Origin of the sequence: Kitasatospora sp. NPDC005751 (genome assembly GCF_040630835.1) — a bacterium.
In the GTDB taxonomy this organism is placed as follows: domain Bacteria; phylum Actinomycetota; class Actinomycetes; order Streptomycetales; family Streptomycetaceae; genus Kitasatospora.
The window spans coordinates 48,759-75,364 of sequence record NZ_JBEXYC010000003.1 but is presented as its reverse complement, the minus strand read 5'-3'; the positions used below and the strand labels follow the sequence as shown (position 1 = coordinate 75,364).

30 protein-coding genes and 1 tRNA gene are annotated in these 26,606 nt (G+C 73.1%); 24 read left to right on the top strand and 7 right to left on the bottom strand.

What is annotated here, in order from left to right:
- Positions 1-14: 14 nt before the first annotated feature.
- The 16 genes from ABZ497_RS04695 to ABZ497_RS04620 all read left to right on the top strand — a co-directional run bounded on the left by ABZ497_RS04695 (position 15) and on the right by ABZ497_RS04620 (position 12,571).
- Complete coding sequence (locus tag ABZ497_RS04695; protein ID WP_359803405.1) at positions 15-254, top strand: hypothetical protein; 240 nt, start codon at positions 15-17, stop codon at positions 252-254.
- A gap of 93 nt (positions 255-347) precedes the next feature.
- The gene (locus tag ABZ497_RS04690; RefSeq protein WP_359803404.1) at positions 348-2,693 is read left to right on the top strand and encodes an FtsK/SpoIIIE domain-containing protein; all 2,346 of its coding nucleotides are present in this window, start codon (positions 348-350) and stop codon (positions 2,691-2,693) included.
- Positions 2,694-2,958: 265 nt separating this feature from the next.
- Positions 2,959-3,150, top strand: a complete 192-nt coding sequence (locus ABZ497_RS04685) for a hypothetical protein (protein WP_359803402.1) — start codon at positions 2,959-2,961, stop codon at positions 3,148-3,150.
- Between the two features lie 19 nt (positions 3,151-3,169).
- Positions 3,170-3,712, top strand: coding sequence for a hypothetical protein (locus ABZ497_RS04680; RefSeq protein ID WP_359803400.1), 543 nt, complete (start codon positions 3,170-3,172; stop codon positions 3,710-3,712).
- A 21-nt stretch (positions 3,713-3,733) separates the two neighbouring features.
- Positions 3,734-4,048, top strand: coding sequence for a hypothetical protein (locus ABZ497_RS04675; protein WP_359803398.1), 315 nt, complete (start codon positions 3,734-3,736; stop codon positions 4,046-4,048).
- A gap of 117 nt (positions 4,049-4,165) precedes the next feature.
- Positions 4,166-4,672, top strand: coding sequence for a single-stranded DNA-binding protein (gene ssb, locus ABZ497_RS04670; protein WP_359803396.1), 507 nt, complete (start codon positions 4,166-4,168; stop codon positions 4,670-4,672).
- A gap of 107 nt (positions 4,673-4,779) precedes the next feature.
- Positions 4,780-5,364, top strand: coding sequence for a hypothetical protein (locus ABZ497_RS04665; protein ID WP_359803394.1), 585 nt, complete (start codon positions 4,780-4,782; stop codon positions 5,362-5,364).
- Entirely contained in the window at positions 5,361-5,714 is a 354-nt protein-coding gene (locus ABZ497_RS04660) for a hypothetical protein (protein WP_359803392.1), read from the top strand. Before ABZ497_RS04665 ends, ABZ497_RS04660 begins: the two co-directional genes overlap by 4 nt.
- Positions 5,705-7,270, top strand: a complete 1,566-nt coding sequence (locus ABZ497_RS04655; protein WP_359803390.1) for a DNA cytosine methyltransferase — start codon at positions 5,705-5,707, stop codon at positions 7,268-7,270. The genes ABZ497_RS04660 and ABZ497_RS04655 overlap by 10 nt, the downstream gene beginning before the upstream one ends.
- A complete protein-coding gene (locus ABZ497_RS04650) occupies positions 7,258-7,617 on the top strand; it encodes a hypothetical protein (RefSeq protein WP_359803389.1) in 360 nt (119 codons plus the stop codon). Before ABZ497_RS04655 ends, ABZ497_RS04650 begins: the two co-directional genes overlap by 13 nt.
- Before the next feature lie 23 nt (positions 7,618-7,640).
- Positions 7,641-8,342 carry a hypothetical protein gene (locus tag ABZ497_RS04645; RefSeq protein ID WP_359803388.1) on the top strand — a complete coding sequence of 234 codons (702 nt, stop codon included), beginning with the start codon at positions 7,641-7,643 and terminating at the stop codon, positions 8,340-8,342.
- An 8-nt stretch (positions 8,343-8,350) separates the two neighbouring features.
- Positions 8,351-8,617 (top strand): hypothetical protein, encoded by a 267-nt coding sequence (locus ABZ497_RS04640; RefSeq protein ID WP_359803387.1) that lies wholly within the window; start codon positions 8,351-8,353, stop codon positions 8,615-8,617.
- Positions 8,618-8,691: 74 nt separating this feature from the next.
- Positions 8,692-9,588, top strand: coding sequence for a bifunctional DNA primase/polymerase (locus ABZ497_RS04635; protein ID WP_359803386.1), 897 nt, complete (start codon positions 8,692-8,694; stop codon positions 9,586-9,588).
- Positions 9,589-9,909: 321 nt separating this feature from the next.
- The gene (locus ABZ497_RS04630; protein ID WP_359803385.1) at positions 9,910-10,824 is read left to right on the top strand and encodes an AAA family ATPase; all 915 of its coding nucleotides are present in this window, start codon (positions 9,910-9,912) and stop codon (positions 10,822-10,824) included.
- A gap of 143 nt (positions 10,825-10,967) precedes the next feature.
- On the top strand, positions 10,968-11,141 hold the full coding sequence (locus tag ABZ497_RS04625; RefSeq protein WP_359803384.1) for a helix-turn-helix domain-containing protein: 174 nt from the start codon (positions 10,968-10,970) through the stop codon (positions 11,139-11,141).
- Between the two features lie 59 nt (positions 11,142-11,200).
- A complete protein-coding gene (locus tag ABZ497_RS04620) occupies positions 11,201-12,571 on the top strand; it encodes a site-specific integrase (RefSeq protein WP_359803382.1) in 1,371 nt (456 codons plus the stop codon).
- A gap of 171 nt (positions 12,572-12,742) precedes the next feature.
- Here ABZ497_RS04620 and ABZ497_RS04615 read toward each other — a convergent pair.
- Positions 12,743-12,823, bottom strand: a tRNA-Tyr gene (locus ABZ497_RS04615).
- 216 nt (positions 12,824-13,039) lie between these two features.
- On the opposite strand from ABZ497_RS04615, the gene ABZ497_RS04610 reads away from it, so the two are divergent.
- Positions 13,040-13,528, top strand: coding sequence for a YajQ family cyclic di-GMP-binding protein (locus ABZ497_RS04610; RefSeq protein ID WP_329488198.1), 489 nt, complete (start codon positions 13,040-13,042; stop codon positions 13,526-13,528).
- A 75-nt stretch (positions 13,529-13,603) separates the two neighbouring features.
- On the opposite strand, the gene ABZ497_RS04605 is transcribed toward ABZ497_RS04610, so the two are convergent.
- Both ABZ497_RS04605 and ABZ497_RS04600 read right to left on the bottom strand, forming a co-directional pair.
- Positions 13,604-14,287 carry a hypothetical protein gene (locus tag ABZ497_RS04605; RefSeq protein ID WP_359803381.1) on the bottom strand — a complete coding sequence of 228 codons (684 nt, stop codon included), beginning with the start codon at positions 14,285-14,287 and terminating at the stop codon, positions 13,604-13,606.
- 95 nt (positions 14,288-14,382) lie between these two features.
- Complete coding sequence (locus tag ABZ497_RS04600; protein ID WP_359803380.1) at positions 14,383-14,883, bottom strand: hypothetical protein; 501 nt, start codon at positions 14,881-14,883, stop codon at positions 14,383-14,385.
- 581 nt (positions 14,884-15,464) lie between these two features.
- Here ABZ497_RS04600 and ABZ497_RS04595 point away from each other — a divergent pair.
- The 6 genes from ABZ497_RS04595 (at position 15,465) to mug (ending at position 21,910) form a co-directional block, all read left to right on the top strand.
- A complete protein-coding gene (locus ABZ497_RS04595) occupies positions 15,465-16,910 on the top strand; it encodes an APC family permease (RefSeq protein ID WP_359803667.1) in 1,446 nt (481 codons plus the stop codon).
- Complete coding sequence (locus ABZ497_RS04590) at positions 16,907-17,344, top strand: hypothetical protein (protein ID WP_359803378.1); 438 nt, start codon at positions 16,907-16,909, stop codon at positions 17,342-17,344. Before ABZ497_RS04595 ends, ABZ497_RS04590 begins: the two co-directional genes overlap by 4 nt.
- Before the next feature lie 43 nt (positions 17,345-17,387).
- Positions 17,388-18,740 (top strand): dipeptidase, encoded by a 1,353-nt coding sequence (locus ABZ497_RS04585; RefSeq protein WP_359803376.1) that lies wholly within the window; start codon positions 17,388-17,390, stop codon positions 18,738-18,740.
- A 217-nt stretch (positions 18,741-18,957) separates the two neighbouring features.
- Positions 18,958-20,076, top strand: a complete 1,119-nt coding sequence (locus ABZ497_RS04580) for an aminopeptidase P family protein (RefSeq protein ID WP_359803374.1) — start codon at positions 18,958-18,960, stop codon at positions 20,074-20,076.
- A gap of 200 nt (positions 20,077-20,276) precedes the next feature.
- Positions 20,277-21,281, top strand: coding sequence for a phosphatase PAP2 family protein (locus ABZ497_RS04575; protein ID WP_359803372.1), 1,005 nt, complete (start codon positions 20,277-20,279; stop codon positions 21,279-21,281).
- A 74-nt stretch (positions 21,282-21,355) separates the two neighbouring features.
- The gene (gene mug, locus ABZ497_RS04570; protein WP_359803370.1) at positions 21,356-21,910 is read left to right on the top strand and encodes a G/U mismatch-specific DNA glycosylase; all 555 of its coding nucleotides are present in this window, start codon (positions 21,356-21,358) and stop codon (positions 21,908-21,910) included.
- A 48-nt stretch (positions 21,911-21,958) separates the two neighbouring features.
- Here the strand turns inward: mug and ABZ497_RS04565 are convergent, their stop codons facing one another.
- The 4 genes from ABZ497_RS04565 to ctaD form a co-directional block, all read right to left on the bottom strand.
- Complete coding sequence (locus tag ABZ497_RS04565; RefSeq protein ID WP_329488206.1) at positions 21,959-22,360, bottom strand: YccF domain-containing protein; 402 nt, start codon at positions 22,358-22,360, stop codon at positions 21,959-21,961.
- Positions 22,361-22,557: 197 nt separating this feature from the next.
- The gene (locus ABZ497_RS04560; RefSeq protein WP_359803368.1) at positions 22,558-23,592 is read right to left on the bottom strand and encodes a M56 family metallopeptidase; all 1,035 of its coding nucleotides are present in this window, start codon (positions 23,590-23,592) and stop codon (positions 22,558-22,560) included.
- 3 nt (positions 23,593-23,595) lie between these two features.
- The gene (locus tag ABZ497_RS04555) at positions 23,596-24,021 is read right to left on the bottom strand and encodes a BlaI/MecI/CopY family transcriptional regulator (RefSeq protein ID WP_329488209.1); all 426 of its coding nucleotides are present in this window, start codon (positions 24,019-24,021) and stop codon (positions 23,596-23,598) included.
- A 96-nt stretch (positions 24,022-24,117) separates the two neighbouring features.
- The gene (ctaD, locus tag ABZ497_RS04550) at positions 24,118-25,776 is read right to left on the bottom strand and encodes a cytochrome c oxidase subunit I (protein ID WP_359803665.1); all 1,659 of its coding nucleotides are present in this window, start codon (positions 25,774-25,776) and stop codon (positions 24,118-24,120) included.
- Positions 25,777-26,103: 327 nt separating this feature from the next.
- Between ctaD and ABZ497_RS04545 the strand changes: the two genes are divergently transcribed.
- Complete coding sequence (locus tag ABZ497_RS04545) at positions 26,104-26,574, top strand: hypothetical protein (RefSeq protein WP_352286288.1); 471 nt, start codon at positions 26,104-26,106, stop codon at positions 26,572-26,574.
- The last annotated feature ends 32 nt before the right edge of the window (positions 26,575-26,606 follow it).

Below are 26,606 nucleotides of genomic sequence, written 5' to 3'. Positions count from 1 at the left end.
CCAGGAGAACCGCCATGACCATCCTCGACCGCAACGGCATCCCGCTCACCGTGAACGAGCTCCGCCGCCGCGTCGTCTCCGCCGCCGCCCGCGCCGAAGGGTGCCTCTGCGCCAACCCGGAGCAGCCGGAGGCTGCGCAGGCCTGGGCCGCCGTCACCCACGCGCTCATCGCCGCCGCCGCGGTGCAGGCCGAACTGGAGAACGCGCCCGCGCCGCAGGCCGCCACGGCGCGCCCCGACGTCGACGCGCGCTGACCTCGCCCCGGGACGGCCGTCCAGCCGCCAAGCATCGGCGGCCGTCCCGGGCCCCTTCACCCGCGCAACTACCGCTGTGAGGAAGGACCGCCAGTGAACCACGAGGAGCACACCCCCGACCTGCCCGAACCCGAGACGGCCCCGGTCGTCGAGGGCGGCGAAGCGAAGATCCTCCCCTTCGACCGCCTCACCAAGACCGCCCCGCCTGCCACCCCCGCCCTGCCGCCCCAGACCGTCCCGGTGGCGCCGGACGAGTCGGTCTACCTGACCGATGACAGCCCGGCCGAGACCGTGGCGGACGTCCCCGCGGTGGTCTCGGCGGCCGGGCGGGAGGATCTGGCCGGGGACCGGCCGCTGATCCCGGGATGGATCCGCACCAGCGAGGGCCGGCGCACCCTGGCCCGTGCACGCGCCAAGCAGACGCGCCGCGCCGCCCGCCGCTGGGCCTCCCGGCAGGCCACCCCCCGCGGGCACGCCGCCCAGGCCTGGCGCGGGATACGGCGTTCGGCCCAGTGGACGGCCGGGTTCGAGGGCGCCCACGTGCAGGCCGCCGCCCACCAGGCCCACATCGCCACCCGCGAGGCCCGCGACCTGGCCCGCCGCGCCCGCTTCACCCTGCTGCCCGGCGAGCGGACCCTCGCCCAGAAGAACAGCGCCGCCGCCGTCGCCGTCGCGGTGGCGGCGGTCGCCGCCCACAAGAAGGCCAAGTCCAACCGGCGCCGCGTGCGCTTCCTGCGCGCCTTGGTCGCCTACGGGATCCCGATCGCCGCCGTCCTGACCGCCTACATCGCCCTCGGCGCCACCGGCCTGGCCCTCGGCGCGCTGACGGTGTTCTCCGTCGAGGCGTTCCTCGGCCGTCACCCGGACCGCGAGACCGAGTGGGACGCCGACGTGCGCTCGCTGTCGGACGGCGACCCGATGACCGAGACCATGCTCGACCGGGCGTTCAAGGCCGCCAAGGTCATCGGCGAGTCCCAGCGCCTGACGATGGTCACTCCGTGCGCCGTCGACCCGGCCGTGCCCGACGCCTGGCACGCCGTCATCGACCTGCCCGACGTCACCGTCAAGAAGGCCCGGGACAAGGTCGACGAGATCGCCGCCGCGATGGGCATCGACCGCACCAACCTCGACATCCGACAGGTCGGCTCCAACGGACGGCGCATGGCCGTCTGGGCCTGCGGCCAGGACCCGTTCCTGGCCACCCGCCGCAACCCGCTCGTCGCCACCGGCGCGAAGTCCGTGAACACCTGGCGCGACGGCTTCCCGCTCTCCTTCGACAAGCGCGGCACGATCCTGCGCCCGACCCTGTCGGACTACTCGTTCCTGTTCGCCGGCGCCACCCGCTCCGGCAAGGGCATGGGACTGGCGAACCTGCTCGCCGCCGCGATGCTCGACCCGCGCGTGCGGATCCGGCTGTTCGACGGCAAGGGCGCCGGCGAGTACGTCCCCCACGCCCGGGTGCTGGCCACCTTCGTGCGGCGCAACCCCAAGCGCCTGGTGAAGTTCCTTCGCCTCATGGCCGAGGAGATGAACCGCCGCACCGAGATCCTCGTCGAGGCGGGCCTGTCCAAGGCCAGCGAGTCCCTGATCGACAAGCTCGGCGGCATCGAGCTGGTCATCATCGACGAACTCGCCACCTACACCGCGAAGAACGGCCCCAGCGGCAAGTACGCCGAGGAGATCACCGAACTCCTCGCCCAGATCGCCGCCGTCGGCGCCTCCGTCGGCATCGTCCTCGCGCTCGCCACCCAGTACCCCGAGGCCGAGATCGTCACCCCGCGCCTGCGGGGCAACCTGGCCGCCCGCATGGCCATGCGCGTCGAATCCCCCGGCGCCTCCAACGTCATCCTGGGCGACGGCATGGTCGGCCAGGGCTACGACGCCTCGAAGATCCCGATCGAGAAGACCAGCCGCGGTCGCGGCTGGCTGACCACCCCCGACACCGGCGTCATCGAGGTCCGCTCCCTGTTCATCGACGAAGCAGCCGGGGAGATCCTGCCGCTCATCGAACAGGGCGTGAAGCTCCGCGCGGCGGCCGGATGCCTGCCCGGCCACTACGACGACCCGGTCGAGGCCGCCATGACCGTCCTCACCGGCGTGAGCGCCGCCGCCGGCGGCGAGGACGGCCTCGGCACCGTCGTGCGTCGCACGATCCTCGACCACATGCTCACCGCCGCCGAGGCCACCGGCCACGGCTGCGTCTCCAGCTCCGACCTCCTCGCCCACCTCGCCACCGTCGACCCCACCCGCTACGGACGCGGCCCCACCGAGACCGACGCCGCCTGGCTCTCCCGCACCGGCAAGACCCTCAAGGCCGACCTCGCCGACCTCGGCACCCCCGTCGAGGCCACCCGGGTCACCCTGCCGGACGGCTCCCGCCCCAGCGGCTTCGACCTCGCCACCCTGCGCACGGCCGCCGCCACCCTCGACGACGACTAGCCGAAACGCCCGATCCGCCCCGCATCACACCCCCGACAGACCCCTGCCGCCGCCGGGAAACCCGCAGGTCACAGCCCTGCGACCCCGGGCGTGACCCCTGCCCGCCCCTGCCACCCGCAGCACGATCCGGGCAGGGGTCGGCAGGGGTCCGCCACCAACCGGCACCCCTGTGACCTGCGGTTTTCCAAACCCGGCAAGGGTCCGTCAAGGCGCCCCACGCCCCCCGAACCACCCCAAACCACCCACTCCGCAAGGGAGTCGCCCCGTGCTGCTCACCGTCTCCGCCGCCGTATTCTTCGGCGCCGTCCTCGTCGTGATGCTGCGCCAGAAGGCCGTCGGCGTCGGCGGCGCGCTCGTCGCCGCGCTGTTCGGCTTCTACCTCGCCTCCACCGGCGTCGCGCCCGCCGTCAACGACGCGATCACCAACCTCTTCCGCGCGCTTCCCGGCGCCCACTGACCCGGACGGAGAACCCGCGATGACCACCACTCTCGCCGGACTGCTCGCGATGCCGGACCTGGCGTTCGTGGCCGACGGCGGCGCCCTCGTCCGCGAGGTCGAGCACTACCTCGCCACCCTCCCCGCACCCGCCCGTCCGATCGCCGTCCCGCCGATCTGCGCGCTCGGTCAGGCACCGATCACCTGGGACCTCGGCATGCCCCGCCCCCACGCCACCCTGCTGGACCGCGCCAGGCGTCGGCCGCCGGCACCGGTGGCCATCGACACCGCCACCCACCTGCGCCTGCTCTCCCGCTACCTCACCGTCCACGGCTGGTGCCAGGGCGCACTGTGGGACGGACGCGGCCGCCGCTGCCTCCTCGGCGCCCAAATCGCCGTCCTGGCAGCCGGATACGGCACCCAGGCCACCGTCATGGAGGCCCGCCGCCACCTCATGGAGCAGTTCACCGCCCTCGACCGGTCGGTGCGCTCCGTCGACCAGTGGAACGACGCCCCCGGCCGCACCCCGGCCCAGGTCCACCGCCAACTCGACATCGCCGCCGCCCGCGCAACCCACCGCTGACTCAAGCCCGAAAGGCCGCCCATGGACGACGACTTCGACGCACTCGACTACGCCGACCAGCCGACCCGCGAGGAAGAGAAGAGCGCCGAGATCGCCCTCGACCTCGTCGGGGAACAGCGCCACCTTGAGGAGGAGCAAGCCAACCCTCGGCCCGGCCACACCGAGTTGTGCGAGGGCTGCCACGGCACCGGCGGTGGCTACGAGGACGAAGCCTGGGACGACGAGGCCCAGGACTACGTCCCCATCGACTACGACAACTGCCCCGAGTGCGGCGGCTGCGGCTACTACGACTGCGACGGCACCTGCGACTTCGCCCAGAACCCCGACGAGATCTGATCCGGCCCGTGCCGACCGCCGTGCTACCCGGACCAACGCCGCGAGCGGCGCGGGGCCCGGGTGGCGCGGGGGACGGGCAGACCCCGCTCCCGACACCCCAGCGCCTTTGGAGGCACCGTGTCCGTGGGAGAGACCCCGATCACCGTCGTCGGCAACCTCACCGACGACCCCGAACTGCGCTTCACCAACACCGGCGTGGCGATGGCCCGCTTCACCATCGCCTCCACCCCCCGCAGCTACGACAAGACCAGCGGGCAGTGGAAGGACGGCACCGCGCTGTTCCTGCGCGCCACCGCCTGGCGCGAGGTCGCCGAGCACGCCACCGAGACCCTGACCAAGGGCATGCGCGTGGTCGTCACCGGCCGTCTCGTCCAGCACAACTGGCAGACCCCCGAGGGCGAGAACCGCTCCATGCTCGGCCTCGACGTCGACGACATCGGACCCAGCCTCAAGTTCGCCACCGCCAAGGTCACCAAGACCCAGCGCACCGGCACCGCCCCCGGCGCCCAGACCGACCCGTGGTCCACCGCCACCCCCGGCGGCGCTCCCGCCGCTCCCGCCTCGACCGGCGCGGGCGCCTGGGGCGGTAACCCGGCGGGCGCCTCGCCCGAGCCCCCGTTCTAGCCACGCGCCACGCGCGGCACGAAGCCCCGCAGCAGACGGCCATCCCGGCAAGGTCGTCCGGCTGCTGCGGGGCCTCTTCGATCCCCTCTCAGAGATCAGGAACCAGCATGCCCGAGTTCGACCACAACACGCTCGCCGTCATCGACGACATCCGCGACCGGGAGCAGGCCTCCGACGGCCACTCCCGGTACGGCGCCTACCTCGCCAAGAGCGCCGAACGCTTCCACTACGACGGCGAGCCGCTGCCCGCCGCCCAGTTCGCCGTCATCGCCTGGCGGACCGCGACCGCCCCGGTCATGGCCCCCGGCTACGTGAGCGTGCGCCCCGACCTCCTCGACCTCGGCCCCGTCATCGGCCCGGACGGCGGCCTGAGCCTGCGCGCGCGTGTCGCCCTGCACCACCGCCACCTCGCCCAGCACCCCGCGGGGCTCGCGGACTGGCGGCTCAACCCCTGGCACGACCACGAGCGCTGGCAGGTCTTCGGCGCCCCGGACGCCACCGACCGGCCCGTCCTGCTGGTCACCGCCGAGGTCTTCGTCCCGGTCCCCTCGCACCTCCTCGCCCAGCCGAGCACGGCGCGGCCGGGCCGCACCCTCACCTACGAGGCCAAGGCGGCCGTCGCCACCCTGACCTGGCAGGCCAACCGGTACCTCGCCCCGCTCCTCGACGAGCTGCTCGGCGGTGTCCGGTGACCGCGCTGCCGCGTGTGGTCGGCCCCGAGCGCGCCGCCGCCCACACCCTGCGCCTCGCCCGCCGCATCGCCGCCCTCGACCACCTGGCCCCGGCCGCCGCCCTTCGGCTGGCCCGCGCCCGGGTCGAAGCCGGCGACCCGCTCGCCCTCGCCGCTCCCGGCCAGATCTGGGCCCTGCGCCCCGACGTCGAGGAGGACGACGCCCCGGCGTGCGCGCTCGGCATCCTCGCCCGCCACGCCGAGCCGCCCGCCCTCCTCGCGCAGGACGAGCACGGCACCGTCGAGACCCTCCCCCTGGCCGTCCTCGACCTGTTCCACCTCACCACCTGGAAGGACGAACCGTGGGCCTGACCTACATCGACTTCTTCTGCGGCGCCGGCGGCAGCAGCACCGGCGCCGCCGCCGTCCCCGGCGTGACCCCAGTCCTCGCGGCGAACCACTGGGACAAGGCCATCGCCTCCCACTCCGCGAACTTCCCCCAGGCCGACCACTTCCTCGGCGACCTCCACGACGCCGACGTCGCCACCTTCCCCGCCGCCGACCTGTTCTGGGCCTCCCCGGAATGCCCGAAGTGGTCCAACGCCCGCGGCAAGAAGCGCGACTTCGACAAGCAGCCCGACCTGTTCGGCGAGACCCTCCCCGACGCCGCGACCGACCGCTCCCGCGCCCTCATGTGGGACGTCCCCCGCTACCTGGAGGCCATGGCCGCGCGCGGCAAGCCGGTGCTCGCCGGTGTCGTCGAGAACGTCATCGACGTCCGCGCCTGGGACCTCTGGTCGGCCTGGGTCGGCGACATCCGGGCCCTCGGCTACCGCACCCGCCTCATCGCCCTGAACTCCATGCACGCCCGCCCCGCCACCACCCCCGTCGCCCCCCAGTCCCGCGACCGCCTCTACCTCGCCTACTGGCGCGCCGACCTCGGCCGGGGCCCGGACTGGGACAAGTGGCTGCGGCCCATGGCCTGGTGCGAGGGCTGCGACCGGGCGGTGCGGGCCGTGCAGGTGTTCAAGAAGCGCGGCGCCGACATGGGCCGCTACCGCCAGCAGTACGTCTACCGCTGCCCCAACGTCACCTGCCGCAACGCCGTCGTCGAACCGCCCGTCCTCCCGGCCGCCGCCGTCATCGACTGGTCGCTGCCCGGCCGCCGCATCGGCGACGGCAAGCCCACCAGGAAGTTCACCCCCTACGCGCCGGCGACCCGCGAGCGGATCCGCGCCGGAATCCTCAAGTACGGCGTCCCGCTGCTCGCCCCGGCCGGCGGCACCTGGCGCGAGAACGCGACACCGCTCACCCACCCGGCACCCACCCGCACCACCCGCGAGAACGACGGACTCGCGGTACCGCCCCTGCTCGTCCCCACCGAGGGCCGCGACGGCAAGAGCGCCGGACCGGCGACGGACCCGCTGCGCACCCAGACCGCCCGCAACGAGACCGGCCTCGCCTGGGCCCCGTTCATCACCGAACTGCGCGGCGGCTCCTCCGACGCCCGGCCCGTCCTCGACGCGCTCGCCACCGTCACCGCCTCCGGCAACCACCACGGCCTCACCCTGCCGCCCGCCTCCGGCACGGCCGACTGGCCGGCGCTGCTGACGCCGTACTACGGCACCGGCACCGCCCGGCCCGTCGGCGAGCCGGTCGGCGCCCTCACCACCCGCGACCGCTACGGCCTCGCCGCGGGAGGCCGGCGGGCCGCCACGGACGTGGACGAGGTGCTGTTCCGGATGCTGGAGCCGCACGAGATCGGCGCCGCGATGACCTTCGCCCGCGACTACGTGGTGGTCGGCAACAAGCGCGAGAAGGTCCGCCAGTACGGCAACGCCGTCACCTCCAACGTCGCCGAACTCCTGCTCGGCGCCCTGGTCGAGGCCGTCACCGGCCAGGACCTGCCCACCGGATGGGCGTCGTGACCCGCCGCGCCGCGCCGCTCGCCGACAGCGGCCTGTGGCAGGCCGTCACCGCGGCCGCCGCCGGCCGCTGCCAGTGCCGGGGCACCTGCGGCAGGTCCCACGACAAGGACGGCGGCCGCTGCAAGACCGCCCACGGCGACCACCCGCGCCACGGCCACGGCCCCGTGCGCCTGGTCGCCGCCCCCGCCGCCCCCGCCGACCTGCTCCTGCCCCCGCACCACGCGGCCGCCCTGCCCAAGGCCGCGCTGGCCGCCTGGTGCCCGGCCTGCCTCGACGCCACCACCCGCGCCACCCGCAAGACCCACCAGGCGGCCAACCCGCCCGCCGAACCCGACGCCCTGTTCTGAGCCCACCCGAGGGGAGCCCCACCGTGTCCGTGACCATCACCGACCTGCCGCACCTGGTGCGCCAGCTCACCCCGCACATCGCCACCGACGACACCCTGCCGCCCATCCACGGCATCTACCTGGAGGCCACCGGCACCCACCTGTTCGCCGCCGCCACCGACCGCTACACCTTCGCCCTCACCCGCCGCGAAGCCACCGAGGCCGCCCACCCGTGGAAGGCGTTCATCGCCCGCACGGACCTCACCGCCCTGCGCGCCCTCTTCCCCACCCGCAACCGCCCCACCGACCTCTTCCTGACCTACACCGCACCCAAGGCCGTCGACCGCTCGGACGCCCGGCTGGCGGTCGGCGACGGAACCCGCTCGCTGAGCCTGTCCGCCCACGCGCCGCTCGCCGCGAAGTTCCCGGCCTGGCGGCCGCTGTTCGCGGACGCCCTCGCCGCCGAACCCCGCCAGGACACCGAAGCCTGCTACAACGCCGACCTCCTCGCGCGCTGGGCCAAGGCCGCCCACCGCTACCAGCCGCTGACCACCTGGACCGCCGGACCCGGCAAGCCGCTGCTGATCGCCGCCGGGCCCGACTTCCTCGGCCTGCAGATGCCCGTCCGCGCCGCCGAGCACAAGTCCGGCACCCCGGCCCGCGAGCGCCACGACCGCGCCGCCCTGCGCACCACCTGGACCGACACCCTGACGGCCGCCACCGGCCGCCGTCTCAAGGCCGCCTAGGAGATCCCGTGATCCGCGCCATCACCTTCCACATCGTCACCTGCGACGTGTGCGGCGACGAGGACACCGACGACTGCGTGCTGCCGCTCTTCGACACCCCGCGGATCGCCGCCGACAACGCCCGCCGCTGCGGCTGGCTCGTCACCGCCGACCAGCGCACCATCTGCCCCGACACCGACCGCCGCCACCGCGCCGCCCTCCACGCCCTCATGCCCCCCGAGCCCGGCACCGAGACCGACGGCCAGCTGCCCCTGCACCCCGACCCGGCCAACTAGCCGACCAACCGCGCCCGGGGCGGGCGAGTCACCGCCCGCCCGCCCCGGGCACGCTCCCGGAAGGAGAGAGACCGGTGAACCCGAACCCCCTGCTGGCCGCCGCCCTGGCCGCCGCCGACCGCGGCCGCCACGTCCTTCCCGTCACGCCCGGAAGCAAGAAGCCCCCGGCCGTCAAGGACTGGGAGAAGCGCGCCACCCTCGACCCCGAACGCATCCGGCGCTGCTGGAGCGCCGGGCCCTACAACATCGGCATCGCCTGCGGCCCCTCCGCCCTGCTCGTCATCGACCTCGACATGCCCAAGAACCCCGACGACCGGCCGCCCGAGACCTGGGCACTGCCCGGTGTCGTCAGCGGCCACGACGTCTTCGCCCTCATCTGCGAGCAGCACGGCCAGCCCTACCCCGACGACACGTTCACCGTCACCACCCCGGGCGGCAGCACCCACCTGTACTTCGCCGTCCCACCCGGCACGGGCCTGCGCAACACCAGCGGGGACTGCGGGCGCGGCCTCGGCTGGAAGGTCGATACCCGCGCCGGAGGCGGCTACGTCGTCGCGCCCGGAAGCCTCATCGCCGGCCGCCCCTACACGGTCGTCCGCGACACCGACCCGGCCCCGCTCCCGCCCTGGCTCCTGACCCTGCTCACCCCCGCCCCCTCCCGTCCGGCCCCCCAGGCGTCCATGGCGGCCGGGCGGGGCGGCCACAGCCGGCCCGCCTACGCGGACGCCGCCCTGCGCGGCGAGGCCGCCAACGTCGCGAACGCCCCCGAGGGAACCCGCAACTGGACCCTGACCCGGGCCGCCCGCGCGCTGGGCCGGTTCGTCGCCAGCGGCCAGCTCCACCGTGGCGACGTCGAACAGGCTCTTAAGGCGGGGGCGGAACGGGCCGGACTGCCCCCGCGCGACGCCGCCGCGACCATCACCAGCGCCCTCAACTGGTCCATCGCCCACAACCCCGCCCACCCCTCTTAAGAGCACCAAGACCCCGCCGCTCCGCACCTGCCGCCGATCCCGCCCCGACCCGAAAGGCCCCACCATGACCGTTCCCCCGCCGCCGGCCGCCACCTGCCCCCGCCCGGGCGCCGCGTGACCCGCCCGGCCGGTCCCGGGGACGCACCACCCGGCCCGCGGCTGCGAATCGTCGGCGACGACGAGCCGGACATCCCCTGGCCGGACGAAGCGGCCCCGCACGCGGACCCCTGGCCGACTCCCGACCCCGGGCCCCCGCCCGCCCCCGTCGAGGCCGCCGCGACCCCTTCCCGGCCCCGCACGGTGTGGTCGGCGGCCGACCTCATGGCCACCGACTTCCCCGAACCCCGCTGGGCCGTACCCGGGTTCTTCGCCGAGGGCGTCAGCCTCCTCGCCGGACCGCCCAAGGTCGGCAAGTCCTGGCTCTCCCTCGGCCTCGGCCTCGACGTCGCCGCCGGCCGCCCCGCCTTCGGCCGCATCGACGTCGAGCCCGGCCCCGTCCTCTACCTCGCCCTTGAGGACACCCCACGCCGCCTCAAGACCCGCATGGGCAAACTCCTCGCCGGACGCGACGCCCCCAAGGCCCTCACCCTCGTCACCGAGTTCCCGCCCCTGCCCCAGGGCGGCGCCGACGCCCTCGACGGATGGCTCACCCGCAACCCCGGCGCCCGCCTGGTCGTCATCGACGTCTTCGCCAAGGTCCGTGGCAACTCCGCACCGGGCACCGCCGCCTACGACGCCGACTACGCCGCCATCGGCCACATCAAGCAGGTCGCCGACCGCCACTCCGTCGCCACGATCCTCGTCCACCACGTGCGCAAGATGGCCTCCGACGACTTCCTCGCCGAGGTCTCCGGCACCAACGGCCTCGCCGGCGCCGCCGACGCCACCCTCGTTCTCAAACGCTCCCGCGGCAAGGCCGACGGTGTCCTGCACATCACCGGCCGCGACGTCGACGAGAACGAACACGCCCTGGAGTTCTTGCCTGACACCGGCAGCTGGCAGCTCCTGGACGGCCCTGCAAGCGACCACACCGTCGGCGACACCCGCGCCCAGATCCTCGCCCACCTCCGCGCCAGTCCCGACAGCAAGCCCATGGAGATCGCCGCCGCCACAGGCATCGACGTTGAGCTGACCCGCCGCACCTGCTCGCGCATGGCGAAGGACGGACAGCTTCACCGGTCTCCCGGTGGCTCGTACTCCCCGCCGACATCACCGGACACCCTGCCCGCCACCTGAACTGTCCGGCCTGTCCGGCTGTCCTGCCATCCCGCCTGAGCAGCGGAAAGAAGCCGGACGGCTGACCGGACACCCATCGCCAACTGTCCCACCCGGACAGCCGAGAACTGAATCGAGGAAGACCGACCTTGGCCGAGCCCGCGATGCTCAAGCTGCCCGACGTGCTCCGAGAGCTGGGCATGTCCCGCCCCGCCTTCTACCGGATGCGCGCCCGGGGACACGGTCCCCGGCTGATCAAGCTGCCGAACGGGCACATCCGATGCCGTCGTGCAGACCTCGACGCGTGGCTGGCCAACCTGGAGCAGACCGCCGCCTGACGCCCGCCCCGCCGGGCCCCGGTAGCCGCCGGGGCCCTCCTCTGCAAGGAGTTCCGAAATTGCCCAAGCCCACGTTCAAGGTCCGGATCTGGGCGATCCGGGAGAACCAGCGCTCAGGTCCCAACACGTTCGAACTGAGGTGGAAGGTCGGCAGTACGCCGTTCTCCACCACCTTCAAGACAAAGACCCTCGCGGATGGCGAGCGCTCCAAGCTTCTGACCGCTGTCAACAGCGGCGAACCCTTCGACGAGATCTCGGGCCTGCCGATGTCGGCGGTGCGCGCCCGGGACGACGTGAGCTGGTACACACACGCCCGGGACTACGTGGAGATGAAGTGGCCGGAGTCTCCGGCAAAGACCCGGACGACGCACGCGGACATGCTGGCCGTCGCCACGCCGCAGCTGGTGAGGTCACGGGTGGGCATGCCTCCCATCCGTGAGCTGCGGACGGCCCTCTACAGCTGGGCATTCAACATGAATCGCTGGACACAGGAGCCCCCGGAACAGGTTCGGAAGGCTCTGGAGTGGGTCGAGCGTCATTCCCTGCCGATGAGTCAGCTCGACGACCCCATGGTGATCCGCCGGGTGCTCACGGCCTTCGCCAAGAACCTCGACGGCTCCAAGGCCGCGCCGTCCAGCGTGATCCGCAAGAAGAACATTTTCCACAACGCTCTCGGGTACGCCGTCGAGGCCCGCCGCCTCCCCCACAACCCGCTCAAGCTAGTCCAGTGGACAGCGCCCAGCACCGTCGAGGAGGTGGACCCCGCCGTGGTGGCCAATCCCCGCCAGCTTCGGGACCTGCTGGCCGCCGTTCGCAGCCAGGGCGCCCGGGGCCAGCACCTCGAAGCATTCTTCGGCGGGATGTATCACGCGGGCATGCGGCCGGCCGAGGCCGTCTTCCTCCGGGATGCGAACTGCTACCTCCCGCCCGGTGGTGCGTGGGGCATGTTGACCCTCGGCAGGACCCGTCCGCGCGTGGGCAGCTCTTGGACGGACAGTGGCAAGCCGCACGACGACCGGGGTCTCAAGTGGAGGCCCGAAAAGGACACCAGGCCCGTTCCGATCCCCCCGCTCTACGTGGCAATGCTTCGTGATCACATCGCCACGCACGGTGTGGCCCCGGACGGTCGGCTGTTCCGTACCTCGCGCGGCGGCATGGTGCAGGAGAGCGGTTACGGCGTTGTCTGGCAGCGGGCCCGCGAGAGGGTCCTTACGCCCGAGCAGGCCTCCTCGCCGCTGGCCAAGCGCCCCTACGACCTCCGGCACGCGGGGATCTCGCTCTGGCTTCGGTCCGGCGTGGACCCTGCGGAATGCGCCCGGCGAGCCGGCCACAGCATCGCCGTGCTGCTGCGCGTCTACGCGAAATGCCTCGACGGCGCGATGGAGGCAGCGAACAACCGGATCGCCGAGGGGCTCAGCGAGTGGGACTGACCGCAGATCCGCCCGGGGCCGTCCCACAGATGTCCCACACGCGCTGGTCAGGAGGTGAGACAGGCCGAGACAACCCGGTCATTTCGACCTTCGTTCGACCTTTATCGCGGCGAACATGAGAAAGGGCCCGTGTTCTGCGTTTCCGCAGTTCACGGGCCCTTCTCTATCCTGTGGCTGGTGCAGGGTTCGAACCTGCGTAGCTTACGCGGCAGATTTACAGTCTGCTCCCTTTGGCCGCTCGGGCAACCAGCCAGGATTTGGCGCCTCGCGGGGCTTGCCCCGTTCGACTCCGTAAACGATACCTGATGCCGGGGGGTGGTTCGCCACCTGGTTGGTCACGTGATGATCAAAGGATGTGGCGTGGCTGTCGGGGGCGGGGGCGGGGTGGTGCTGGATAGGCTGGGGCTGCGGGCGTCCGGTGGGGCGGGCCGTGTCAGTGAAGCCAGAGCATCAAGGAGACCAACACCCATGGCCGACTCCAGTTTCGACATCGTCTCGAAGGTCGAGTGGCAGGAGGTCGACAACGCGATCAACCAGACCTCGCGTGAGATCGCCACCCGCTTCGACTTCAAGAACGTCGGCGCCGAGATCAGCCGCTCCGGCGAAACGATCGAGATGAAGGCCAGCGGCGAGGAGCGGGTGAAGGCCATTCTGGACGTGCTGCAGAGCAAGTTCATCAAGCGTGGCCTGTCGCTGAAGGCGCTGGACGCCAAGGAGCCCCAGCTGTCCGGCAAGGAGTACAAGATCTTCGCGGACGTGAAGGAGGGCATCTCCCAGGACGATGCCAAGAAGGTCGCGAAGATCATCCGTGACGAGGGCCCGAAGGGCGTCAAGGCCCAGGTCCAGGGCGACGAGCTCCGCGTGACCTCGAAGAGCCGCGACGACCTGCAGACCGTCCAGGCCCTGCTCAAGGGCAAGGACCTCGACTTCGCGCTCCAGTACGTGAACTACCGCTAGTCCCGTCGGGACGCGCAGCGGCGGCGGCCCCCGGACACCGTGTGGTGTCCGGGGGCCGTCGTGCCGGGCGGTGGGTCAGGGGCCGGTGAGGCGGGTGGCCGTGCCGGTGGTGGTCGCGACGGTGTCGGGGGCCAGAGCCGTGACGGACTGCTGGACGGCGGCCCGGCCCGGCTTGGCGGCCGTGGCGGCGTCGACCAGGGCCTTGGCCTTGGCGCCGAGCGAGGCCAGCCGGTCCTCCAGGGCCTGCGGCGGGAGCGCGGGGGTGGTGGTGCGCGGGGGATCCGCCGCCGGCTGCTGGTCCAGCGGGGCCGGGACCGGCACGGGGGCCGCCGCCGGCGCCGCGGGCAGCTGGGCCAGCAGGTCCTTCGTCGCCGCGTCGAGCGTGGCGATCAGCTGCTGGAGGACGCCGAGGTCGGGGATGCCGGTCGACGGAACGGCGGCCGAGAGCAGGCCGCTGACCAGCTTGAGGACATCGCCCAGGCCGCCCAGCACCCCGAGCGCGGCGGCCGGGTCGGGCACGGCGGCCGGCGCCGCGGCGAGGTCGGGTGCGGCGGGGAGCACCGGAGCCGGGGCGGAGACCGGCGGGGCCGCGACCGGCGGCACGCCGACCGGCAGCGGGACGTCCGCGAGGAACGCCGGGAGCGAGCTGGCGGGGGTGAGGGCCGCGGCTTCGTTGCCGGCGGCGGTGGCGGACGCCGTGGCGACCGGGGTCAGCGCGATGGCTGCGGTCAGCGCGGCGGCCATCCAAGTGGCACGCATGGGTGATGCTTCCTCTCGATGTGAATCAGGCGAAATGCCTGATTCACACGTTGGGGCAAGCCAGTTGACCCAGCCACCGGGGTACGCCGAACGGTTCACGCCCCGTCGGGAGCGGCCCAACCGTCGGTGCGGCGGTGGGCGGTCAGGCCGACCGCCTCGAACTCGTCGTGGTGGTGGGCGTCCACGACGCGGGCACCGATGCGCCGCAGGGCGCGGGAGATCGGGGTGCCCTCGGGCGGGCTGGGTTCGAACTCGCCGCTGACGAGCGGGCCCAGGTCGAGCCGGCCGTCGGCCCAGACGGCGGCGCGCTGGGTGCCGCTGCCACCGAAGTAGTCGGCCTCCACACAGGCGATCGGACCGGCCTTGGACCACGCGGCGAGCCGGCGTTCGAGGCCGTCCGGGAACCAGTCGAAACCGGACTCACCGCCGAACCCGGGCTCACCGCGGCCGAACTGGAGCGCGGACAGGAAGGCGGGGGTGGCCGGTATCAGGGCCAACCCCTGGGCCAGCGGACTGAGACGGGCGGCCGGGACCTCCGCGGCGGCCACCGCGAGCAGCTCCGCCGAACCGATCAGCGCCTGAAGTTCGTACGACATTCAGTCATCCTGAACCAAGGCACTGACACTCCGCCCGGCATTTACCATTCCGTACCCGGACGGGTAGGGGATGGACGGCGCGGCTCCGGGTTCGGGCGCCCGGGGCAGGCCCCGGGCAGGGTTTCGGGCAGGGCCCCGGGCAGGGCCCCGGAGGTATCGGACGGCCCGGGCGCATCGGACCGCCGGAGGCCGCGGCGCGGCGTGCGGACGGCCCACGCGGACGGACCAGGCGGTCCTGACCGCCGGAGGCACCGGGACGGCCGACCGGATGACCGACCGGGAGGGTGAACCGGGCACCGGGGCCCCCGCGGGCCAAACCTCCGCCGCGCATCCCTGACAGTCGCTCACCCGAGCGGGCGCACGCCGCATGCGACACCCCCGGCAACCGGGTGAACTGGCCGGGTACGGCCCGCCCCCGGGGCTCTCCCGGGGCGAACCCCACCGCCGGAGCGGACCCCGGTGGACGTACCCCGGGCCGCACCCGAGGAGGACGCATGAGTTCGATGGAGGCACCCTCGCCCGGCCGGGGCAGCCCCGGCCCGAGCGCCGCCCGCAGGAGCGGCGGCGCGGTCGCCACCCGGATGGCCGGCGCACCACGGATGTCCTGGCTGACGCTGGCGCTGATGACGACCAGCTCCGTGGCCAGCCTCCGGGCCGCGCCGACCATGGCGGTCTACGGCCTGGCCTGCGTCTTCCTCTACCTCGTCCCCGCGATCGTCTTCCTGCTGCCGACCGCGCTGGTCTCCGCCGAGCTGGCCTCCGGCTGGGAGGGCGGCGTCTACCGGTGGGTGTCGGAGGGCCTGTCGAAGCCGCTGGGCTTCCTCGCCGTCTGGTGCCAGTTCGCGATGACGATCTTCTACTACCCGTCGCTGCTCGCGTACGTGGCCTCGACGATCGCGTACGTGGTCAACCCGGCGCTGGCCAGCAACGGGCCCTACACCGCCGTCGTGATCATGGTGCTGTACTGGACCGGCGTCTGGGTCTCCTCGCGCGGGACGAAGGCCGTGGCCGGCCTCTCCTCCTGGGGCCTGGTGATCGGCACCCTGATCCCCGGCACGCTGCTCGTGGTGCTCGGCCTCGTCTTCCTCGGCCAGGGCAACACCTCGGCCGCCCCGATGAACGCCGCGCACCTCTTCCCGCAGTGGACCGGCCTGGCCAGCCTGGTGCTGATCGTCAACAACTTCCTCAGCTACTCCGGCATGGAGATGAACGCGGTGCACGTCTCCTCGCTCCGCGATCCGGCCCGGGAGTTCCCGCGGTCGATGTTCACCGCCTCCGGGATGGTCCTGCTGATCTTCATCCTGCCCGCGCTGGCGATCAGCTGGGTGGTGCCGTCCAGCCAGCTGAGCCTGACGGCCGGCGTGATGCAGGCCTTCGACTCCTTCTTCCAGTACTTCCACATCGGCTGGCTCACCCCGGTGATCGCGGTGGCGCTGATCGCCGCCTCCCTCGGCGGCATGCTCACCTGGCTCGCCGGACCGTCCAAGGGCCTGCTGATGATCTCCCGCCAGGAGGGCTACCTGCCACCGTTCCTGCAGCGGCTGAACAAGGAGGGGATCCAGCAGAACCTGCTGGTCACCCAGGGTGTGGTCACCACGGTCATCGCCCTCGCCTACGCCCTGATCCCGAACGTCTCCAGCGCCTACTGGATCTTCTCGGTGATCACCACGCAGGTCTACCTGATCGTCTACCTGCTGATGTTCGCCGCCGCGATCCGGCTGCGCCGCACCCAGCCGGACCACCCCCGCGGCTACCGCGCCCCGGCGCTGGTCCCGGTCTGCGTGACCGGCCTGATCGCCTCGGCGGCCGCGATGGCGATCGGGTTCGTCCCGTCCTCGCAGTTCGGCAGCGGCAGTGTCTGGTCGTACGTCGCGATCGTCGGCGGCGGCCTGGTGCTGCTCGGCCTGGTGATCCCCTACCTGTTCCTGAGGCTGCGCAAGCCTTCCTGGCGCAACGCCGACGCCCAGGCCGAACTGGCCGAGCAGGAGGCCGAGGAGCGGCGCGGCACCACCGGAGGTGCGGCATGACCGGCACCATGATGGCCTCCCGCCACCGCTGGATCTACCTGGGCGCGATCGCCCTGCTGGTCGGCATGCTGATCACCGGTCTGCTGACGTACTCCCAGCTGCACAGCACCAACGAGGCCAACGACAAGGCCAAGCAGCTCTCGTCCGCGCTGACGGCGGCCGGCTACCCGGTGCCCAGCCAGAGCCAGATCGTGCACACCCTGGGCGAGGACGGCGGCGCGGTCTGCGAGAACCCGGCCGACGCGCTGAACCAGGCGCAGTGGAAGTACGGGATGTCCAACGGCGCGGGCGGTCCCGGGCAGCGGCCGGTGCTCTCCGACCGCGAGGTGGTGTTCGCGGAGTCGATCGTGCTCTCGGTGTACTGCCCGGACAGGCTCGCCGACATCCGGCAGAAGATCGACGACCTCAAGCTCCGCGACACCGTGCGCAATTGACGATCAGCCCACCGAACCGACCGATCGCCCAGGAGCCGTACCCATGACCGACGAACTCGCCCGCCGGATCGCCGCCCTGATGCCCCGGGCCAAGGACGACCTGGCCGAGCTGGTCGCCATCCCCTCCGTCGCCGACCCACGCCAGTACCCGCCGGAGAAGTGCCGCGAGGCTGCCGAGTGGGTCGCCGCCGCCTTCACCGGGGCCGGCCTGCGCGACGTCCACCTGGAGGAGACGCCGGACGGCAGCCACGCCGTGATCGGCCACCGCCCGCCGCCGCCCGGCGCCCCGACCGTCCTGCTCTACTGCCACTACGACGTCCAGCCGCCGCTCGACGACGCCGCCTGGACCTCCCCGCCGTTCGAGCTCACCGAGCGCGACGGCCGCTGGTACGGACGCGGCACCGCCGACTGCAAGGGCAACATCGTCATGCACCTCACCGCCCTGCGGGCGCTCGGCGACGACCTCCCGGTCGGCATCAAGTTCGTCGCCGAGGGCTCCGAGGAGCAGGGCACCGGCGGGCTGGAGGCGTACGTGCCGCCGCACGCGGGCGAGTTGCACGCCGACGCCCTGCTGGTCTGCGACACCGGGAACGCGGCGGTCGGCGTGCCGACCGCCACCACCTCGCTGCGCGGGGTCACCAACGTGGTGGTCGGCGTCTCGACCCTCGCCGGCGACGTGCACTCCGGGATGTTCGGCGGGCCCGCCCCGGACGCCCTGGCCGCGCTGATCCGCGCCCTCGACTCGCTGCGCGACGCCGAGGGCGGCACCCGGATCGACGGCCTGGACGCCACCGGTACCTGGCGCGGCGTCGGCTACGACGAGCAGCAGTTCCGCACCGACGCCGGGGTCCGGGAGGGCGTCCGGCTGACCGGTTCCGGCACCGTCGCCGACCGGCTCTGGGCCAGGCCCGCCGTCACCGTGCTCGGCATCGACTGCCCCCCGGTGGTCGGCTCGGCGGCCGCCGTCCCGGCCACCGCCCGCGCCCGGGTCAGCCTGCGGGTGCCGCCCGGCACCGACGCGCGGGCCGCCCAGGACGCGCTGACCGCGCACCTGAAGGCCGCCGTGCCGTGGGGCGCGCAGGTCACGGTCGAGCCGGAGAGCGTCGGTTCGCCGTTCCAGGCCTCCACCGGCGGGCCGGCGTACCAGGCGCTCGACCGGGCCATGCGGGAGGTCTACGGCAAGCCGATCTCCTTCCTCGGCCAGGGCGGCTCGATCCCGCTCTGCAACGTGTTCGCCCGCACCTACCCGGACGCGGAGATCATCCTGATGGGCGTCGAGGAGCCGCGCTGCCTGATCCACGCGCCCAACGAGAGCGTCGATCCCGGCGAGATCGAACACATGGCCCACGTCGAGGCGTTGTTCCTCCGGCACTACGCCGGGTCCGCCCGGACGTGAGGGAGTTCGGTACGCGCGACAGCCCGCGCCCGGCGGCCGGCCCGACCCGGACGGCCACCGGTCCGGGCCCGGTTCCAGAACGGGAAGGACGGCGGGGAAGACAGCGGGAAAGACAGCGGGGAAGAAAGCGGGGAAGACCCAACGGGACAGAAGCGGAATTCCGGTACGGGGCAGACGCAGCACTTCCGGTACGGGACAGACGCAGAGAGGAACCCTCATGCCACGACCGTTCAGCACCGAGGACTACACCGCCCGGATGGCCCGGGCCACCGCCGACGCGGCCGCCGCCGGACTCAGCGGCCTGGTCGTCGCCCCCGGCCCCGACCTGGTCTACCTCTGCGGCTACCAGCCGACCGCGATCACCGAACGGCTGACCGCGCTGCTCCTCACCGACGGGCGCGAACCCGCCCTGATCGTCCCCAAGTTGGAGCGGCCCGACGCCGAACGGGCCACCGGCGCCCCCGGCCTGCGGCTGCTCGACTGGACGGACGGCGAGAGCCCCTACGACACCGCCGTCCCGCTGCTCGACCCCGCCGGCCGCTACGGCGTCTCGGACAACGCCTGGGCGATGCACCTGCTCGGCCTCCAGGCCGCCCTGCCGGGCGCCGGCTGGACCTCGCTCACCGAGGCGCTGCCGATGCTCCGGGCGGTCAAGGACACCGACGAGCTGGAGCGGCTGGCCGCGGCCGGCGGCGCCGCGGACGCCGCCTACCGCGGCATCCTGGAGGTGCGGTTCGCCGGCCGGCGGGAGACCGACGTGGCCGCCGACCTCAGCGCCCTGCTCATCCAGTACGGGCACAGCCAGGTCGACTTCACCGTGGTCGGCTCCGGCCCCAACGGCGCCAACCCGCACCACGAGGCGGGTGACCGGGTCATCGAGGCCGGGGACACCGTCGTCCTGGACTTCGGCGGCCTCAAGGACGGCTACGGCTCCGACACCACCCGGACGGTGCACGTCGGCACGGACGTCCCGGCCGAGGTGCGGACGGTGCACGACGTCGTCCGGCAGGCGCAGCAGACCGCGTTCGAGGCGGTCCGGCCCGGCGTGACCTGCCAGGAGATCGACCGGATCGCCCGCCGGGTGATCACCGAGGCCGGGTACGGCGAGTACTTCATCCACCGCACCGGGCACGGCATCGGCATCACCACGCACGAGCCGCCCTACCTCGTCGAGGGCGAGGAGCAGCCGCTCGTCCCGGGGATGTGCTTCTCGATCGAGCCCGGTGTCTACCTGCCCGGCCGCTTCGGGGTGCGGATCGAGGACATCGTGACGGTGACCGACCAGGGCGGCCGGCGGTTCAACAACACGCCCCACGAGCTGGGCACCGTCTCCTGACCGCCGTCTCCTGACCGCCGTCTCCTGACCACTGCCGACCGGCCCCGCGACCTGCCGCGGAGTCCGCCCGCCCCGCGCCGCACGGGGCCGATCGGGCGGGCCAGGCCGTTCCGCTGTCCGGCGTCTTTCTGAGTCTTTGCTGGACGACAGGCCGTTCGCGTGAAGAGTTCTCAAAGAATGCCTTGCTAGCTTCGGCTGGCATGACCAAACTGCTCCGCCCGGCGCCGCCCCCACCCGCGAGCGCCGGGCGGCTGCGTCCGGTGACCCGGCCGCTGCCCGGTGCGCGCGCCAGCGCACTGACGCGGCTGCGGCTCCTGGCGTGGCCGCTCTACCTCGTCGCCCTGCTCTGGTACGTGCGCACGTACGGCCTGCCGTACTCCAACGACGTGGTCTTCTGCTGGCTGATCGGCGCGCTGCTGGCCGCCGCCGTGCACAGCGGCCACGGGACGCGCGGCTTCCTGCTGGTGCTGCGCGACTGGGTGCCGGTGATGGCCGTCGTCTGGGCGTACTCGCTGCTGCGCGGGTACGGCGCGCACACCCCGTGGGCCCCGCACTGGCGGCCGCAGCTGCGGGCGGACGAGCTGCTCGGCTTCGGTGAGACCTGGACGGTCCGGCTGCAGCACGGGCTCTACACCGCCGGTTCGCCGCACTGGTACGACTACGCGGCGGTCCTCGTCTACATGTCGCACTTCTTCATGATCTTCGTGGTGCTGGCCGTGCTCTGGCGGCGCCGCCACGACCGGTTCCGGCACCTGCTCACCTGCTACCTCGCGCTGACCTTCGCCGGTTTCGCGACGTACATCCTGTTCCCGGCCGACCCGCCGTGGCTCACCGCGCAGGAGGGCCACATGCCGGCGCTCACCCGGGTGGTGTCGGACGTGCTGACGCAGAGCGGGCTGCCCCGGGCCGGGTCGGTCTTCGAGAACGGCAGCCGGTTCGCCAACGACGTCGCCGCGATGCCCTCGCTGCACTCCGCGTACCCGGCGATGCTGCTGTTCTTCTTCTGGCCGACGGCCGCGCGGTGGGTCCGCGTGCTGCTGGTCGCGTACCCGCTCGCGATGGCGTTCACCCTGGTCTACGGGGCTGAGCACTTCATCGTCGACGTCCTCGCCGGCTGGGCGTACGCGGCGGCGGTGGTCTACGGCGTGCGGTGGCTGCGCGCACGGCGCCGGGCCCGGCTGCTGGCGGTGGCCGTACCGGGGTAGCCGCGCCGCCCGGCCGGGTGCGGACCGCACCACCCCCGTACCCGGCCGGCGGCCGCCACCGGCAGACTGGGCGGGTGACCGAGACACCCAGGAAGCCCACGCAGGACCAGCTGCTCGCCGCTCGCGGCAGCACCATCGCGGACATCGCCGGCCCCGGGCTCCGGGTGCTGTTCTGCGGGATCAACCCCGGCCTCTGGTCGGGCGCCACCGGTCACCACTTCGCCCGGCCGGGCAACCGGTTCTGGCCCGCGCTGCACCGCTCCGGCTTCACCCCGCGCCAGTTCCGCCCGGACGAGCAGCGCGAGCTGCTCGACCTCGGCCTCGGCATCACCAACGTCGCCCCGCGCGCCACCGCCAAGGCGGACGAGCTCACCGCCGACGAACTGCGCGAGGGCGGGGCCGCGCTCGCCGCCCGCGTCCTGGCGCTGCGCCCGCGGGCGCTGGCCGTGCTCGGCATCGGCGCGTACCGGACGGCCTTCGGCCGGCGGACGGCGGCGGTCGGCCGGCAGCCGGAGGGCCTCGGGGAGACCGAGGTCTGGGTGCTGCCCAACCCGAGCGGGCTCAACGCGCACTACACGCCGGACGCGCTGGCACGGGAGTTCCGGCGGCTGCGCGAGGCCGTGGAGTGACCGGGGCCGGGACCGCCGGAGGGCCGACAACCGGCCCGCGGGGGCGGTTCAGCGCGCGCCGAACCGCTCGTCGGTGGGTACCACCTCGCGCCCCAGCGGCATCAGCGAGATCGGGATCATCTTGAGGTTGGCCCAGCCGAACGGGATCCCGATGATCGACACGAACAGCGGGATGCTCGTCGCGATGTGCGCCAGTGCCAGCCACCAGCCCGCGAACACCAGCCAGATCACATTGCCCACGCAGGACGCCGCCCCGGCCTCCGGCCTCTCCACCGTCGTCCGGCCGAACGGCCAGATCACGAAACCGGCGATCCGGAACGAGGCGATGCCGAACGGGATCGTGACGATGAGGACGCAGCAGATGATGCCGGCGATGACGTAGCCGAGCGCCATCCAGATCCCGCAGAAGATCAGCCAGATGGCGTTCAGGACGAACTCGATCACCTTCATGGTGGGCACCCTCTCACGACGGACGGCCGACCCCTATGACGTGCCATGCCCGCTGTCCGCCGTGTCTACGCCGCCGCCCGCCGGACCGACCGCAGAACCGACCGCAGAACCGACCGCAGAACCGACGACCGGACCGACCGCAGAACCGGCCCGCCACGCGCGGTCCGCCGGTGCCGGGCCCCTACAGCGCCCGGCCCCTACAGCGGGGTGACGGCCTTCAGCACCAGCAGCAGCGCCACCGCCGCGTTGACCGCGCAGAGCGCCGACGCGGCCGTTCCGATCGCCGCCACCATGGCCGCGAGGCCCGCCCGGGTGTGGGCCGGCGGCCAGTTCCGCGAGGACGGCACCGGGCCGAGCAGCGCGGCCACCCGGCGCGGCACCGGGCCGGGCACGGCCCCCGGCGCGGCGAAGGCGGCGAAGCCGGGAGCGGGCGCCCGGTGCGAGACCAGCGCCGCCCGGGCCACCGCCCGGGCCGTGATCCGCCGGTCGCCGACCGCCTGGGCCGACTCCTCGTCCGCCCACCGCTCCGCGCTGTACGCCACCGCCTGCTGCAGGGGCCGCAGGAACGGGTTGACGCAGCCCGCGAGTTGGGTGATCAGCAGATAGCGGTGGTGCCGGTGCTCCAGGTGCGCCCGCTCGTGCGCGAGCAGCGCCTCGCGCTCGTCGGCCGCCAACCCGGCCAGCATCCCGGTGGAGACCACCACCCGCCCCGGCGAGCCGGGCAGCGCGTAGGCGTAGGGCCGGTCGTCCGGCAGCACCGCGAGGTCGTCCGGGAGCCCGCCGGGTGTGCCGCCGAGTCCGTACCCGGCGGTCCCGGCGAGTCCGTACCCGGTCGTGCCGCCGAGTCCGTACCCGGTCGTGCCGCCGAGGTCGCGGCCGAGCGCCCGGCGGGCCCGGGCCCGGATCCTCAGGTGTCGCACCACCGTGCGCAGACAGGCCCCGGCCACCACGGTCAGGACGCAGATCGCCGCCGTGCCGACCGTCTCGTGGTACGGCAGCGCCGCCCGCACCTCCGGGTCGGACCAGCTGTCCGGCAGCGGGTTGCCCGGGATCTGGGCGGTGCCCACCACCCCGGTCAGGCCGAGGCAGACGGCGCTGCACAGCGCCATCACCGCACTGATCACGGTCAGCAGCCGGGACGCCCCGCGCGGATGCAGGTGCTGTTCGGTGAGCCGGGCGATCGGGACGGCGGTCAGCGGCAGGATGAGCGGGAGGAAGACGAAGACGCCCACGGGTCAGCTCTCGTGGTCGGCCACTGCCGGGTCGGCACCGGCGCTGTCCAGCAGCGTCCGCAGCAGCTCCTCGTCGTGCGGCAGCAGGGCGGTGACGAAGCTGGCCAGGACGGCGTCCCGGTCCGGCTCGCCGTCCAGCATCCGGCGCATCCGCAGTGCGGCCAGCCCGGCCGCGTCGGAGGACGCCTGCCAGAGGTAGGAGCGGCCCGAACGGGTCCGCGAGACGGCCTTCTTGGCGTGCAGCCGGGACAGGATGGTCATCACGGTGGTGTACGCCAGGCCGCCGTCCAGCCGCTCCTGAACCCAGACCGCGGTGGCCGGGCCGGGCGCCCGCTGGAGCACCGCCAGCACCTGGGCCTCCAGCTCGCCCTGGCCTCGCCGGCGGGCCCGTGGATCCCCGGCCGCCGGGGCGTGCCTCTCCTCTGCCATGACGGCCACTCCCTCCGGATGCCGCGCCCCGCAGCCGGCGGGACGCGCTCTCATCCTAACGAGCGGCCGCCGGCCCCCGGCCGCCCACCGGCCCGCTCAGACCAGCGGCTCACGGGCGTTCTGCCGCCGGTCCAGCTCGGCGATCCCGGGGTGGTGCAGGTCGAAGGCCGGGGACTCCGATCGGATCCGGGGCAGGGTGACGAAGTTGTGCCGCGGCGGCGGGCAGGAGGTGGCCCACTCCAGCGACCGCCCGTACCCCCACGGGTCGTCCTCGGTGACCCTGCGGCCGTACCGCGCGGTGTGCCAGACGTTGTAGAGGAACGGCAGGGTGGAGATGCCGAGCAGGAAGGAGCCGATGCTGGAGACGGTGTTCAGCGTGGTGAAGCCGTCCGAGGCCAGGTAGTCGGCGTAGCGGCGCGGCATGCCCTCGGCGCCCAGCCAGTGCTGCACCAGGAAGGTGGCGTGGAACCCGACGAAGAGCGTCCAGAAGTGGATCCGCCCGAGCCGCTCGTCCAGCATCCGTCCGGTGAACTTGGGCCACCAGAAGTGGAAGCCGGCGAACATCGCGAAGACCACGGTGCCGAAGACCACGTAGTGGAAGTGGGCGACGACGAAGTACGAGTCCGAGACGTGGAAGTCGATCGGCGGCGCCGCGAGCAGGACCCCGGTCAGCCCGCCGAACAGGAAGGTGACCAGGAAGCCGACCGTCCAGAGCATCGGGGCCTCGAAGCTCAGCGAGCCCTTCCACATGGTGCCGATCCAGTTGAAGAACTTCACCCCCGTCGGCACCGCGATCAGCATCGTCATGATCGAGAAGAACGGCAGCAGCACCTGGCCGGTGACGAACATGTGGTGCGCCCAGACCGTGATCGACAGACCGGTGATGGCGATGGTGGCGGCGATCAGCCCGGAGTAGCCGAAGACCGGCTTGCGGCTGAAGACCGGGATGATCTCGGTGACGATGCCGAAGAACGGCAGCGCGATGATGTACACCTCCGGGTGCCCGAAGAACCAGAACAGGTGCTGCCAGAGCAGCGCCCCGCCGTTCGCCGCGTCGAAGACGTGCGAGCCGAACTTGCGGTCCGACTCCAGGCAGAGCAGCGCGGCCGCCAGCACCGGGAAGGCGAAGAGCACCAGGACGGCGGTGAGCAGGATGTTCCAGACGAAGATCGGCATCCGGAACATCGTCATCCCGGGGGCCCGGAGGCAGACGATCGTGGTGATGAAGTTGACCGAGCCGAGGATGGTCCCGAAGCCGGAGAAGGCCAGGCCCATGATCCACAGGTCCGCGCCGAGGCCCGGGCTGTGCTCGGCGCTGTTCAGCGGCGCGTAGGCGAACCAGCCGAAGTCGGCCGCGCCGTCCGGGGTGGCGAAGCCGTAGAGGGCGATCAGCGAGCCGAACAGGTAGAGCCAGTAGGCGAGCGCGTTCAGCCGGGGGAAGGCCACGTCGGGCGCGCCGATCTGCAACGGCATGATCCAGTTGGCGAAGCCGGCGAACAGCGGGGTCGCGAACATCAGCAGCATGATCGTGCCGTGCATGGTGAAGAGCTGGTTGAACTCCTCGTTGGAGAGCAGTTGCAGCCCCGGCCGGGCCAGCTCGATCCGCATCAGCATCGCCATCAGCCCGCCGACCAGGAAGAACAGGAACGCGGTGGTGATGTAGAGGGTGCCGATCCGCTTGTGGTCGGTGGTGGTGAGCCAGCCCACCAGGGCCCGGCCGCGCCGTCGGCGCGCGGCCGCCCGCCGGCGGTCCAGTCGCGGCGTGCGCGACGGGCGCGGAGCCCGCTCCACGGCGTCCTTCGGCAGGAGAGTCACGCGGCGCACCTTCCGTACTCGGGGCCGGGCCCCGGTCGAGCCCGCCGGCCCGGGCCCGGACAGCAGTCGGACAACGACTACCAGCCGCCGCCCGGCCCCGCCGGGGGCGCGCGGGGCCGGTCACCCGAACAGGCGCGGTCCGGTTGCCCGGCGCCCGGCCGCGGCGGACGGTCGAGGTCCGTACCCCTTTCCGTGCGCCTGTTCGCCGTCGGTCCGGCTCCGGCCGGGTACCGCCGACGACGCCGGCCCGCGGCCCAGGAGGAGTCCATGAGCACCTCGTCGCCCACCCCCGACCAGCCCCCGCCCTGGCGCTCCGGCACCGGGGCGCCGCCCCCGCCGCCATCGGCCGACCGGTTCCGTGACTGGGCCCCCGGCCTGGTGATGTTCGCGGGTGTGCTGATGCTCATCAACGGCTTCATGGAGGCGGTGCGGGGCATCATGGCGGTCGCCGACGACGACATCTTCGTCTCGACCCCGCGCTACGTCTTCCGCTTCGACCTCACCGGGTGGGGGTGGGTGCACATCGTCATCGGCGCCCTGGTCGCGGTGGTCGGTGCCTTCGTCCTCAAGGGCGCCGCCTGGGCCCGCTGGGCCGGTGTGTTCCTCACCGCGCTGAGCGCCCTGGACAACTTCCTGGCCCTGCCGTACTACCCGCTCTGGTCGATCGTGGTGATCGCCCTGGACGTCTTCATCATCTGGGCGCTCTGCGTCTACCGGCCGGAGGACGACGTGTACTGACCGGCCGCACCGACCCGCCCCGCGCCCGTACC

Excerpts from the sequence above, each read along its gene's own strand:
- ABZ497_RS04590 (WP_359803378.1), top strand. The coding sequence starts at position 16,907 with ATGACCGGCACCATGATGGCCTCCCGCCACCGCTGGATCTACCTGGGC.
- ABZ497_RS04625 (WP_359803384.1), top strand. The coding sequence starts at position 10,968 with ATGCTCAAGCTGCCCGACGTGCTCCGAGAGCTGGGCATGTCCCGCCCC.
- ABZ497_RS04605 (WP_359803381.1), bottom strand. The coding sequence starts at position 14,287 with ATGCGTGCCACTTGGATGGCCGCCGCGCTGACCGCAGCCATCGCGCTG.
- ABZ497_RS04595 (WP_359803667.1), top strand. The coding sequence starts at position 15,465 with ATGGCCGGCGCACCACGGATGTCCTGGCTGACGCTGGCGCTGATGACG.
- ABZ497_RS04650 (WP_359803389.1), top strand. The coding sequence starts at position 7,258 with ATGGGCGTCGTGACCCGCCGCGCCGCGCCGCTCGCCGACAGCGGCCTG.
- ABZ497_RS04695 (WP_359803405.1), top strand. The coding sequence starts at position 15 with ATGACCATCCTCGACCGCAACGGCATCCCGCTCACCGTGAACGAGCTC.
- ABZ497_RS04585 (WP_359803376.1), top strand. The coding sequence starts at position 17,388 with ATGACCGACGAACTCGCCCGCCGGATCGCCGCCCTGATGCCCCGGGCC.
- ABZ497_RS04675 (WP_359803398.1), top strand. The coding sequence starts at position 3,734 with ATGGACGACGACTTCGACGCACTCGACTACGCCGACCAGCCGACCCGC.
- ABZ497_RS04555 (WP_329488209.1), bottom strand. The coding sequence starts at position 24,021 with ATGGCAGAGGAGAGGCACGCCCCGGCGGCCGGGGATCCACGGGCCCGC.
- ABZ497_RS04630 (WP_359803385.1), top strand. The coding sequence starts at position 9,910 with ATGGCCACCGACTTCCCCGAACCCCGCTGGGCCGTACCCGGGTTCTTC.
- ABZ497_RS04575 (WP_359803372.1), top strand. The coding sequence starts at position 20,277 with ATGACCAAACTGCTCCGCCCGGCGCCGCCCCCACCCGCGAGCGCCGGG.
- ABZ497_RS04610 (WP_329488198.1), top strand. The coding sequence starts at position 13,040 with ATGGCCGACTCCAGTTTCGACATCGTCTCGAAGGTCGAGTGGCAGGAG.
- ABZ497_RS04600 (WP_359803380.1), bottom strand. The coding sequence starts at position 14,883 with ATGTCGTACGAACTTCAGGCGCTGATCGGTTCGGCGGAGCTGCTCGCG.
- ABZ497_RS04565 (WP_329488206.1), bottom strand. The coding sequence starts at position 22,360 with ATGAAGGTGATCGAGTTCGTCCTGAACGCCATCTGGCTGATCTTCTGC.
- ABZ497_RS04580 (WP_359803374.1), top strand. The coding sequence starts at position 18,958 with ATGCCACGACCGTTCAGCACCGAGGACTACACCGCCCGGATGGCCCGG.
- ABZ497_RS04665 (WP_359803394.1), top strand. The coding sequence starts at position 4,780 with ATGCCCGAGTTCGACCACAACACGCTCGCCGTCATCGACGACATCCGC.
- ABZ497_RS04680 (WP_359803400.1), top strand. The coding sequence starts at position 3,170 with ATGACCACCACTCTCGCCGGACTGCTCGCGATGCCGGACCTGGCGTTC.
- ABZ497_RS04545 (WP_352286288.1), top strand. The coding sequence starts at position 26,104 with ATGAGCACCTCGTCGCCCACCCCCGACCAGCCCCCGCCCTGGCGCTCC.